The organism is Microbulbifer sp., from assembly GCF_036563125.1.
Classification (GTDB): domain Bacteria; phylum Pseudomonadota; class Gammaproteobacteria; order Pseudomonadales; family Cellvibrionaceae; genus Microbulbifer.
The window spans coordinates 90,315-101,282 of the sequence record NZ_DATCMV010000135.1 but is presented as its reverse complement, the minus strand read 5'-3'; the positions used below and the strand labels follow the sequence as shown (position 1 = coordinate 101,282).

The following is a 10,968-nucleotide window of genomic DNA, read 5'->3' as shown; positions in this document are numbered from 1 at the left end:
GCCTGTTTATCCGTTTTTTTTAAGCGAATTATGAAGTGGCCAAATGATCTATTGATGGCCCAGTTACGTCGAGCGCGGCATTGGTAATGACTGTCAGAAAGGATGGTCAGCTGCGGGTGGGGGCTGGAGAACAGGGGGGGCGAAGTTGGACTCTAATTCTGCGCGCCAGATGCCGATGCTAAAACTTACTTCTCAACGTTTTCGAATGCATGCCGCCTGGCAGTCGGATAGCTGGCATTCGGATATTATGGCGTCCCCGGCCCGACTCGAACGGGCAGTCCGGACTTAGGAGGTCCGTGGTTTATCCTGTTAACCGACGGGGACGAGTCAGAAATACCTCGAAATTGCCCGCTGGGCAATTTCGGGGAGGCGCCATTCTAACGGCTAGACTTCCAGCTGTCATGTCGACCAGCGTCTGTAGCGATTGAGAGCAGATTTCCGTGATTCGAAGGGGGGGGCGATGTCCCACCCCGCCTCAGTGATTGTTACTGGTCTATTGCATCTCCGGCTTGCTGCTTCCGCCGAATTTTTCTCCCAACCATTGTTGCAACTGCTTCAGCTTGTGGGCCAAGCGCCCGCGCTTGGCCTTGCGTGCCTTGTCGTCGGCGCTTACCAGCCAGGCGATCTGGATCACCCGGCGCTCGCCCTCAAATGGCAGGTGACCGTGGAAGGAGTTATCGGCGCGCTTGAACGCGGCCAGCGTACCGTAGACTGGTGGAATCTCGGGTACCACGGTGTCTTCGAAGTCGTTGATGCTATTAAGGAAGCGCAGGCAGCCTTCGCTGGTCTCAGCCCAGTCGCCATTCAGGTACAGCAGCGCAGTGGCAATTTTGGATTTGCCATCGGTGTGGATATTGCCATGGCGTTTTTTCAGGGAGCGGGAGATGGACACAAACGTCGGGTACTGTGACAGGCGCTCAATGCCCAGGCGGTCGCCGATCGCATCCGCAAACTCAGGCTCCTGCAGTCTCGCAATCAGGGCGTTTACCGCTGAGCCGCACTGTTCACTTTCATAGGGGAGGTAACCCGCGCCCTTGAGCTGCGGAAAATCCGCCAACAAGGCTGGCATGATAGCCGTCGGCAGAAGGTCCTTGGCCACCATAAAGTTGAAGGGGTCGGCTTTTACCAGGGTTTCCTGGTGGGTCAGCGCGGCGGCCTGGAGCCAGTCCCGGGCGTCAGCAACAAGTGCGGTCATAGCGAGCAATCCTCTTCCTGGAATACCTTGCGGAATGGTGCTGCAAGGTAGGCGTCAATCCCGCAAACATATCAGAGGAGAATTGCTTGGCCAATGACCGGGTATCGGTGGTTGTCCGTCAGGTCGTTCAGCTGCAGCGGGTGTTGTAACTAACGGTAACACCAATGGGCTTATAGTAGCGCCTGATATTTGTTTGTTGGCTGAACCTGTCTTAGCTGACCACAGGAAATTTTGTCGCGAAGTGGTAACAAAAACGGGGTATTTTTGCACCGGCCTTGGGCAAGTCGCATGATGTTTTACCCGCTTTGGGGCGCAGCCAAAGAGGGTCGCTGTGACCGTGATGAAAAACTGCTTTCCAGGGTGAAAAAGATGCTTGACCGGGAAAGCCGGAGCTGGCTAATCTCCAAGTGCCTAACGGCACAATAACAACAACAGACAAACAGTTTCTGCCCTGGCAGATCGAGATTGTGGAGTTTTCTATGAGCGGCAACGTTATCGAAAATGACATTGATTTTGATGATTCTGATTCCTCTCTGGCAGAAGAGGTACTGAAGTCAAGCAAGAGCCCTAGGGATGCCCGCCGGATGGTCGAAGACAAGCTGGAGGAAATGCGTCTCAGACGGGAACTGCTGGATTATCAGTATGACTTTTAGGCCGGGGCCGGAATTTTCGGCCTACGCATAACCCGGACCAGCGTCGGGGATACGAAAAGGGTGCCGGCGGCACCCTTTTCTGTTTGGGTCCCTGACTCCGGGGTAAGCCATCCTACTTTGGTAAGGCGTCTGGACTGGCCAGTTTGCACGCTCGCCGGGGGGGTGTATATTGGCTGCATTGGTCAGGAAGGGATGGAAAAAGGGACCTTCAGATGGTGGTTTCCGACAGGTTTGAAAGCCGGGTGACTTCTGAAATCTCCGAGAATGGGGATGCGGTGATTATCCGCGTGGCCGGCAATTTCGATTTCAATATGCACCGGGAATTTCAGCGGGCCTATCGCAATGTGGCGCCGCCCCCCAAGATGTTCCTGGTAGACCTTTCTGCAACCGATCATCTCGACAGTGCTGCACTGGGTATGCTGCTGCTCTTGCGGGACTATTGTGTGGAAATGGGGCGAGAGGGGTTCCAGCCCGAGGTAGAGCTGATGAATGCCAATGCCCATGTATCCCATATTTTGTCTGTTTCCAATTTCGACCGGATTTTCAGCATACGCTGAGAATGGCCCAGGACCATGTCAGCCTTCCGGATTTTAATCGTCGAAAGCGAAGCCGGTGAAGCAGCCGAGCTGAGCGGGCTGATTCACAGTTGGGAGTACACCGGTGCCGCAGGGTACAACTTGCCGGCGGTTATCGACTCGGTTCCATCGGCGGAAATGGCGCTGCAAGCCTACGGTGAGTTTCAGCCAAATCTGCTGATCTTTGGGCCCACGTCTGCGGTGGAGGTAGCCAGCAGCCAGATTCGCCAGTTGCGGCAGAGTAGCGGGATCGAGCCGGTACCCATTCTGTTCGTGCAGGATCTTTCTGGTGGTGAGCCCTCGGCGCCACCGACAGACTGCGACGACATTCTCACCAAACCCTACAGTCCATCTCTGGTTCAGCTCAAACTGGCATCCATCCGTCGCTTCTGCGAATTCAGTCGCTCACTGATGGCCCAGCGTGACCGCCTGCGCCGCCACCACGCCGATTTCCTGCAGGAACAGGCCAATGCGCGGGAAATCTTCTCCAATCTCGGCAACGAAAGCTGTCTCGACGGTAGTCCTGCCATCCGCTATCACCTGTCGCCGCGGGCAGTTTTGAACGGGGACCTGCTCGCCGCCACCTATACGCCAGATGGCAAGCTGGTACTGATGCTCGGGGATTTTGCTGGGCACGGGCTTGCGGCAGCGGTGGGGGCGGTACCGCTCACGTCCATCTTCTATTCCATGATGCCGCGGGGCTTCTCCATGGGGCGGGTGCTGCGGGAGATCAACCGCAAGCTCTACGACATCCTGCCGCGGCAGATGTTCTGCTGCCTGGCGATGTTGGAACTGGATCCCCGTCGCATGCACTTGCGGCTTCTCAATGCTGGTATGCCAAGCCCCTGTCTCAAGCGTGCCAGTGGTGAATTGCGTCTGCTGGAGTCCCGCCATTTGCCCTTCGGTGTGCTGGCGACAGACCAGATTGACAATGCCATCGTCAATTTGCGGGTGCTGCCTGGCGATAGGCTCTATCTCTGGAGTGATGGGATTCACGAGGCGCGTAATGGCAAGGGTGAGCATTTTGGCGAGTCCCGCCTGATGGAGTTGCTGCGGGCGGACTGTGGCGGCACCCAGGCCTTCGACCAGATTCTGATGGCGGTGAATGCCCATGCGGCCGAACAGCACGACGACCTGTCGCTGGTGGAGCTGGATTTGACCGATGCATCGCTGTGTCGCAGCGACTTGCCGGCAGCGGACCAGAACGGTGAGCGCAAGGGGGGGCGGATCGGCAACTGGTCCATCGAGTTACGCCTGGCGCACGAGGAGCTGCGCACCGCTGACCCATTGCCGCATCTGCTGAGTGTACTGGCACAGATGCCCGGGGCGGCTCGTTTTCAGGAAGACCTCGCCATCACGTTGGGGGAGTTGTTCCGCAATGCACTCGAGCACGGTGTGCTGGAGTTGGATTCCTCCATCAAGTCCACTGACGATGGCTTTATCCGCTACTACGACCTGCTGGCAGAGCGGCGCAGTCGCCTTGATCATGGCTGGGTGAGTATTGTGCTCAGCTGCACCGAGAGCGAGCAGGGGGGGCAGCTGAACCTGGTGGTGCAAGACAGCGGTTCCGGGTTCCAGGAAGCCCGTGAGCCCAAGGGTGTTTACGCCGGCCGTGGTCTCGCGCTATTGCAGACAGTTTGCAGTGAGGTGCACCTGGTCCCCGGTAGTAGTCGAGTGGAGGCGATCATTCGCTGGCGTACCGGCAGGTCTGCAGAAGCGGCAGATCCCTGTGAATCGTCTGCGAATCCCGTACAAAACTCCTCAGTGCCGGTATAATCGCGCTCAGTTTTTCATCAATTGCGGTGAGCAATGGTATCCGAATTCCCTCAAACGCCCGAAAAAGCGGCACCAGAAACCCAGCTTGCATGTGGGCAGTCCCTCGCTGTGCGCGGGCTCGCCTGTGAGCGGGATGGGCGTGTGCTGTTCGAGGGGCTTGAGTTCACGCTGGCACCGGGTACGGCAGTGCAAGTGGAGGGTGCGAATGGTGCAGGCAAGAGCACGCTGATCCGTACCCTGATCGGTAGTGTCTCCGACTACAGCGGAACCATCGCTTGGCGGGGGCAGGCCTATCCCGGTGGCTTGGCGGCGATGCGCTGCTCGTTGCTCTATATAGGCCACAATGCTGGTGTCCGACGCGGTCTCACACCCCTGGAAAACCTCGCCTGGTACGGCGCGGGGCGGAAAGAAGCGCTGCGGGCGTTGGATGAGGTTGGGCTCTACGGCTTTGAAGATGTGCTTTGCCAGCAACTTTCCGCCGGGCAGAATCGTCGGGTGGCGTTGGCGCGCCTGTATCTGCCTGCGCCGCCGCCACTGTGGGTTCTCGACGAGCCTCTCGCCGCCCTCGATGTGGCGGGTGTGGCGAGCCTCGAAGCGCAGATGAATCGCCATCTTCAGCGGGGAGGTTGCGTGCTGCTTACGTCCCATCAGCCAGTCAATGTTGCGCCGTTGCTGCGGGTCAATCTTGCGGAATTTCAACCGCACTTCTCGGCAGAGGAGTCGTACTGTGTCGGTTGAGTCAGTAGTCAGGGGCACCGAGGCTATGTGCGAAGCGGATTCGATTCCCACTGCGCCGGCTGCCACGCCGGGTTTTTATACCCTGTTCCGTACAGAGTTCACTCTAGCGGTGCGTCGACGCTCCGATATTGTCAATCCGCTGCTGTTTTTCGTCACTGTGCTGGCGCTGATGCCGCTGGGCATCGGGCCGGAGCCCGAGATGTTGTCGCGTATGGCTGCAGGGCTGATCTGGGTGATGGCGCTGTTGGCGACTCTGTTGTCCCAGGAGTCCCTGTTCCGCGGTGATTACGAAGATGGCTCGCTGGAACAGCTGGCTTTGCAGCCGCAGCCGCTGTATTTCCCGGTACTGGCCAAGGTGCTGGTGCACTGGTTGGTGACTGGCGTGCCCCTGGCGGTGCTGTCCCCCTTGCTGGGGATGATGTTGAACCTGGGGCAGGCCGGTTACTGGCCGTTGCTGATTTCCCTGGCCCTGGGTACCGCAAGCCTGAGTCTGATCGGTGCCGTGGGCGCAGCGCTTACCGTGGCGCTTAGGCGACCAGGGTTGCTACTGGCACTGATCATTATGCCGCTTTATGTACCCGTGTTAATCTTCGGCACCGGAACGGTGCAAGCGGCACTGGATGGGTATAGTTACGGCCCGCAATTGGCCATTCTTGGTGCGATTCTCGCAGCCGCGGCGGCACTGGCTCCGCTGGCAGCGGCGGGTGCTATCCGCATCAGCTTAGAAAACTGATCCTTTTCCGTGCCTGTGGTGCGACATCCGGGTGGGAAAAGGGCCGATGAATAAGGCTTAGGAGCACAAAATTGTCCTGGCAATGGTTTCACAGATTGGGATCGCCGCGCTGGTTTTATCAGAAATCCAGTGTCTGGCTGCCGTGGCTCGGCGGAGCCGGCCTGATACTGCTTACCGTAGGTTGTATCTGGGGGCTCGGATTTGCGCCCCAGGATGCCAAGCAGGGCAATAGCTACCGCATCATGTATATCCATGTGCCGTCGGCTTTCCTGGCCCTCGCCGGCTACTACATCATGGCCATCTGCGGAGCCATCGGCCTGATCTGGAAAATGAAGCTGTCGTTCGTGGTGATGCGTGCGGCGGCCCCCATTGGTGCGGCACTGACCTTTGTTTCGCTGGTGACCGGTGCCGTGTGGGGCAAACCTACCTGGGGTACTTACTGGGTATGGGATGCCCGCATTACTTCCATGCTGATCCTGTTTTTTCTCTACCTCGGGGTAATGGCGCTTTCCGGGGCTTTCAGTCGCGAGCAGTCCGGGGATAAGGCCAGCGCACTACTGGCTCTGGTGGGTACGGTCAATATTCCAATCATCTACAAGTCGGTAGACTGGTGGTTCACCCTACACCAGCCGGCGACCCTGAAGCTGACCCAGGCGAGCACAATTGATCCCAGCATGTTCTATCCGCTGATCACCATGATCGCGGGCTTTTACCTTTTCTACGCCTGGGTGCTGACCCTGCATACCCGCAGCCTGATATTGCAGCGCGAGTGGCGTACCCAGTGGGTGCGTGAACTGCTGGGGCAATCTGTGCCTGCGGCGAAGCCCTGAGGGAGTTGAAACGAACCATGCAATTCCAATTTGATGATTTCGCCAGCTTCCTGGCCATGAGCGGCCACGGTCCCTACGTCTGGATCTCCTACGGGGTGACCATTGCAGTTCTGGTCGCGCTGGTATTGGTGCCATTACTGCGGCAGCGAAAAATGCGCGAGCAGTTCCAACGCCAGATCCGCCAGGAGGAAGCGCGCCGTCGCACCGGTGCGGAGCGCAACGCCAAACCAGCGGCGATGGCTGCGGAGTAAAGATTTTTCAATAAGTCATGCTGCCCCTTATTAGCGGGGCGGTTTCCATGTCTGCTGCTGTGCGCGGCAGACAGATATCCTTTTCGACGGCAGGACAACCATGCACCCAGCCCGTAAACAACGCCTGATTCTGGTGGTCATTTTGGTGGCGCTTTCTTCCGCTGCGGTGGGGTTCGTGACCTACGCCATGCGATCCAATATGGACTACTTCTACGCGCCCAAGGCCTTCGCTGCCGGCGAGGTGCCTTTTGACAAGCGCATTCGCGCCGGCGGTTGTGTGGTTCCCGGTAGTATCGTGCGCGATGGGAGTTCCCTGGATGTGCGCTTTGCGCTCACCGATGGTGAGGCGGAGCTGGAAGTTGTGTTCGACAAGATTCTCCCGGACCTTTTCGCCGAGGGTGAGGCTGCCGTGGTGACCGGCAAACTGCAGGAAGGTGGATTTGTTCGCGCCGATCAGGTGCTGGCAAAACACGACGAATCCTACACGCCGCCGGAAGTGGCGGAATCGATGTCCGGCAAGGCCAGTTGCCAGGGAGATGCCAAGATATGAGTCCGGAACTCGGCCATTTTGCCTTGATCGTCGGCCTGCTGCTGTCATTGGCGCTGGCCGTTCTGCCGCTACTTGGCACCTACACCGGGCGTGTACTGTGGATCGAGACCGCCCGTCCACTGGCGCTCGGGGTGCTTGCGTTCACCCTGTTATCGTTTGTGTGCCTGACCGTGGCCTTCGTCAACAGCGACTTTTCCGTCGCCTACGTGGCGCAGAACTCCAACAGCATTCTGCCCATGATCTACAAGGTGACCGCCGTTTGGGGTGGCCACGAGGGTTCGATTCTGTTGTGGCTGCTCATGCTGGCGGGCTGGACCTCTGCGGTGGCCCTGTTCAGCCGCCAGTTACCGGCGGTGCTGGTGGCACGGGTGCTGTCCGTGCTGGGTATGCTGCTGATCGGGTTTTTCCTGTTTATCCTGCTGACCTCCAATCCGTTCGACCGCATCTTGCCATTCCCGCCCAATGACGGCAGCGACCTGAATCCGCTGTTGCAGGATCCTGGCATGATCATCCATCCCCCGCTGCTGTATATGGGGTACGTGGGCTTCTCTGTGGCCTTTGCCTTTGCCATCGCAGCACTGCTCGAAGGGCGCCTCGACAGTGCCTGGGCCCGTTGGGCGCGTCCGTGGACGGCGGTGGCCTGGTCTTTCCTGACCCTGGGGATCGCGCTCGGCAGCTGGTGGGCCTACTACGAGCTGGGCTGGGGCGGGTGGTGGTTCTGGGACCCGGTGGAAAATGCCTCCTTCATGCCGTGGCTGGTCGGCACAGCGCTGTTGCACTCCCTGGCGGTCACAGAAAAGCGCGGACTGTTCCGCAGCTGGACCATCCTGCTTTCGATCTTTGCTTTCAGTCTCAGCCTGCTGGGAACCTTCCTGGTTCGCTCTGGGGTACTGACCTCAGTGCACGCTTTTGCAACCGACCCGCTGCGTGGGGGATTTATTCTCGTATTCCTCGCTATCGTGGTAGGTACCTCGCTGCTGCTGTTTGCCGTGCGCGCACCGACCGTGAGTGCGGGCAGCGTGTTTTCCGCGCGGGCACGGGAAACCTTCCTGCTCGGTAACAATGTTCTGCTGGTGCTGATCATGGCAGTGGTGCTCACTGGCACCCTGTATCCGCTGCTGGCGGATGCGCTCAACTGGGGCAAAATCAGCGTGGGTCCGCCGTTCTTTAATTTGTTCTTTATACCGCTGATGCTGGTGCTGTGCCTGTTGCTCGGGCTCGGTATTCACGCCAACTGGAAAGACAGTCAGCTGCAGAAGCTGGCAAAAGCCTGGGTCCTGCCGGCGCTGGTCGCCATCATTGGCGCACCGCTGCTGACCCTGCTGGCAGGTGATTTTCACTGGGGGGCCTTGCTGGGTATTTTTGCGGGCCTTTGGGTGATCGCCGCGAGTGTCGCCGATGTGCTGGCCAAATCCCGCAATGCAGACTCTTTGTGGGCTGGTCTCAAGCGCCAGCGCGCGAGTTATTACGGCATGCACCTCGGGCATATCGGTCTTGCGATTTCCGTGCTGGGTGTTGCGCTGACTACGGTCTATAGCGTGGAAAAGGATCTGCGCATGTCGCCGGGGCAGAGCGCGGAAATGTCCGGCTACGAGTTTACTTTCGAGGGTGTGCGTGAGGCGCGTGGGCCCAATTATCGCGCGTCCGAAGGGGTGATCCTGGTGCGTGAGGGTGGTCGAATGATTGCCGAGCTCCACCCGCAGAAACGCAGCTATCTTTCCGGCGGTAACGTGATGACAGAGGCGGCAATCGACAGCGGCCTGTTCCGCGATTTGTATGTGGCCCTGGGCGAGCCAATGGACAAGGACAACCTGGCCGGAGACTGGGCGGTGCGTCTGCAATACAAGGCATTCGTTGTCTGGATCTGGCTGGGCGCTGCGTTGATGGCCCTGGGTGGTGCCATTGCGGTGGCCGATAAACGCTATCGCAAAGTGAAGGCGGCGCGCGCGAGCAAGGCCGTGGTGACTGGGGCTCAAAGCGGATCACTGGCCGGCACCTGATCCGGGTAGGTTAATAAGGAATCACACAACTGATGGCAAGGCTGAAACTCTTTCTGCCACTGATCATATTCGCCGCGCTGGCACTGCTGTTCTGGCGCGGTCTCTCCCTGAACCCGCAGGATATGCCCTCGGCACTGGTGAACAAACCGGTGCCGGAATTTGCGCTGCAGGATGTGGAGAGCGCGCGCGAATTAAGCAAGGCGGATCTTCCCGGAAAGCCACTGTTGTTGAATGTGTGGGCTACCTGGTGCATCTCCTGCCGGGTGGAGCATCCCTATCTCAACAAGTTGGCCGAAGAGGGTGTGCCCATCGTCGGTATCAACCTCAAGGATGACAATGCCGCAGCGCAGCAGTGGCTGGATAAATTCCACGATCCCTATTTGTTTTCTGTCGCCGATGTGGAAGGGCGCCTGGCACTCGATTTGGGTGTTTTCGGCGCGCCAGAAACTTTCTTGGTTGATGCCGGCGGTACCATTCGCTGTAAGCACGTAGGTGTGGTGGACGATCGGGTGTGGCAGACCAAGCTGCAACCTCTGTATGAAAAGCTGCAAAAACAATCCTGGGACGAATTTTCTGGTGAGCTATCAGATTCCCTGCTCGCCCGTTGTCACTGAAACGGAAGAAAAAAAGAGCCGCTTTATCTGCTGGCTGGGGCCAGTAACTGATAAAGCGGCTTTTTTGCGTGAGTTGGAAAGCATCCGCGCCCGTTACCCCGATGCCTCCCATCACTGCACCGCGCTGGTGATCGGCAATCCCGCGAATCCTGAAGTGATGCAGGCAGATGACGACGGTGAGCCTGGCGGCAGCGCTGGCAGACCCATGTTGGAACTGTTGCTGAAGCAGGAAGTGGGTAATGTGGGCGCTATCGTTACTCGATATTTTGGTGGAACCAAGCTCGGGGTGGGCGGCCTGATGCGTGCATATCGCGGCGCTGTGGGTGCAGCATTGCAGCTTGCGGAGCTTAAGCAGTATGTGCCGCGTTTACCCCTGCGTATCGCTTGTGATTTTTCTGGTGAGTCCCGTTTGCGTTTTCTGGTGACACAGCAGGGTGGTGAATGCGGTAGTGCCGATTACGGTACTCGTGTTGAACTCGATGTGGTTCTTCCTGAGGATCGCTGGCCCATGCTGCAGTTGCAATTGCAGGCTGAGGGCTTTGAGTTGCTCGACTGACTTCGAATTTCGTCGCACAACAGGAGTCGACGAAAATTCGGCAACTTTTAATTTCCTGTTAAGTATCGCGCGAATTTTTTGGCAGCCTTTAATACATGGCTGAATTTATTGGATGGAAACAAAAAAGGCCCACACTTTCGTATGAGCCTTTCTCGTATGTGGCGGACCGGACGGGACTCGAACCCGCGACCTCCGGCGTGACAGGCCGGCATTCTAACCAACTGAACTACCGGTCCGCATTCCTGATCACCCTTTGAAAAATCTGCCAAGCAGATGAAAGGGAGTGGTGGGTGGTACAGGGGTCGAACCTGTGACCTACGCCTTGTAAGGGCGCCGCTCTACCAACTGAGCTAACCACCCCGCGTCAGGAGCTGCGTATATTAATGATAGTTTTGAGAGATGCAACTGTTGGAGAAAAATTCTTTTCAATTTTTTTGACGACAGTGGTGCGCTGAATTCTAATGCCGCTCAGTCCGGTGGTTTCGGAAGCGCGTCAC

At 58.1% G+C, this 10,968-nt stretch carries 12 protein-coding genes and 3 tRNA genes; 11 read left to right on the top strand and 4 right to left on the bottom strand.

Translation table 11 applies throughout. The annotated features are described in order from the left end of the window. Nucleotides 1-248: 248 nt before the first annotated feature. Together VIL80_RS11580 and VIL80_RS11575 are read right to left on the bottom strand one after the other, a co-directional pair. Nucleotides 249-324 (bottom strand) — tRNA-Arg (locus VIL80_RS11580). Nucleotides 325-493: 169 nt separating this feature from the next. Next, complete coding sequence (locus VIL80_RS11575) at nucleotides 494-1,195, bottom strand: 2OG-Fe(II) oxygenase family protein (RefSeq protein ID WP_332036262.1); 702 nt, start codon at nucleotides 1,193-1,195, stop codon at nucleotides 494-496. Between the two features lie 479 nt (nucleotides 1,196-1,674). On the opposite strand from VIL80_RS11575, the gene VIL80_RS11570 reads away from it, so the two are divergent. From VIL80_RS11570 to VIL80_RS11520, 11 genes are all read left to right on the top strand, one after another. Continuing rightward, on the top strand, nucleotides 1,675-1,848 hold the full coding sequence (locus VIL80_RS11570; protein ID WP_332036261.1) for a PA3496 family putative envelope integrity protein: 174 nt from the start codon (nucleotides 1,675-1,677) through the stop codon (nucleotides 1,846-1,848). Nucleotides 1,849-2,090: 242 nt separating this feature from the next. After that, a complete protein-coding gene (locus VIL80_RS11565) occupies nucleotides 2,091-2,405 on the top strand; it encodes an STAS domain-containing protein (RefSeq protein ID WP_332036260.1) in 315 nt (104 codons plus the stop codon). Nucleotides 2,406-2,420: 15 nt separating this feature from the next. Continuing rightward, a complete protein-coding gene (locus VIL80_RS11560) occupies nucleotides 2,421-4,199 on the top strand; it encodes an ATP-binding SpoIIE family protein phosphatase (RefSeq protein ID WP_332036259.1) in 1,779 nt (592 codons plus the stop codon). A gap of 33 nt (nucleotides 4,200-4,232) precedes the next feature. Next, nucleotides 4,233-4,937, top strand: coding sequence for a cytochrome c biogenesis heme-transporting ATPase CcmA (gene ccmA / locus VIL80_RS11555; protein ID WP_332036258.1), 705 nt, complete (start codon nucleotides 4,233-4,235; stop codon nucleotides 4,935-4,937). A gap of 25 nt (nucleotides 4,938-4,962) precedes the next feature. Next, a complete protein-coding gene (gene ccmB / locus VIL80_RS11550; protein WP_332036264.1) occupies nucleotides 4,963-5,670 on the top strand; it encodes a heme exporter protein CcmB in 708 nt (235 codons plus the stop codon). Between the two features lie 71 nt (nucleotides 5,671-5,741). After that, complete coding sequence (locus VIL80_RS11545; protein ID WP_332036257.1) at nucleotides 5,742-6,500, top strand: heme ABC transporter permease; 759 nt, start codon at nucleotides 5,742-5,744, stop codon at nucleotides 6,498-6,500. A 17-nt stretch (nucleotides 6,501-6,517) separates the two neighbouring features. Then, the gene (gene ccmD / locus VIL80_RS11540) at nucleotides 6,518-6,751 is read left to right on the top strand and encodes a heme exporter protein CcmD (protein ID WP_332036256.1); all 234 of its coding nucleotides are present in this window, start codon (nucleotides 6,518-6,520) and stop codon (nucleotides 6,749-6,751) included. Between the two features lie 100 nt (nucleotides 6,752-6,851). After that, nucleotides 6,852-7,301 (top strand): cytochrome c maturation protein CcmE, encoded by a 450-nt coding sequence (locus VIL80_RS11535; protein ID WP_332036255.1) that lies wholly within the window; start codon nucleotides 6,852-6,854, stop codon nucleotides 7,299-7,301. After that, the gene (locus VIL80_RS11530; RefSeq protein WP_332036254.1) at nucleotides 7,298-9,301 is read left to right on the top strand and encodes a heme lyase CcmF/NrfE family subunit; all 2,004 of its coding nucleotides are present in this window, start codon (nucleotides 7,298-7,300) and stop codon (nucleotides 9,299-9,301) included. The genes VIL80_RS11535 and VIL80_RS11530 overlap by 4 nt, the downstream gene beginning before the upstream one ends. Nucleotides 9,302-9,333: 32 nt before the next feature. After that, nucleotides 9,334-9,915 (top strand): DsbE family thiol:disulfide interchange protein, encoded by a 582-nt coding sequence (locus VIL80_RS11525; protein WP_332036253.1) that lies wholly within the window; start codon nucleotides 9,334-9,336, stop codon nucleotides 9,913-9,915. Next, on the top strand, nucleotides 9,839-10,471 hold the full coding sequence (locus VIL80_RS11520; protein ID WP_332036252.1) for an IMPACT family protein: 633 nt from the start codon (nucleotides 9,839-9,841) through the stop codon (nucleotides 10,469-10,471). The genes VIL80_RS11525 and VIL80_RS11520 overlap by 77 nt, the downstream gene beginning before the upstream one ends. A gap of 159 nt (nucleotides 10,472-10,630) precedes the next feature. Here VIL80_RS11520 and VIL80_RS11515 read toward each other — a convergent pair. Beyond that, nucleotides 10,631-10,707 (bottom strand) — tRNA-Asp (locus VIL80_RS11515). 48 nt (nucleotides 10,708-10,755) lie between these two features. Continuing rightward, a tRNA-Val gene (locus tag VIL80_RS11510) sits at nucleotides 10,756-10,831 on the bottom strand. Nucleotides 10,832-10,968: the final 137 nt, after the last annotated feature.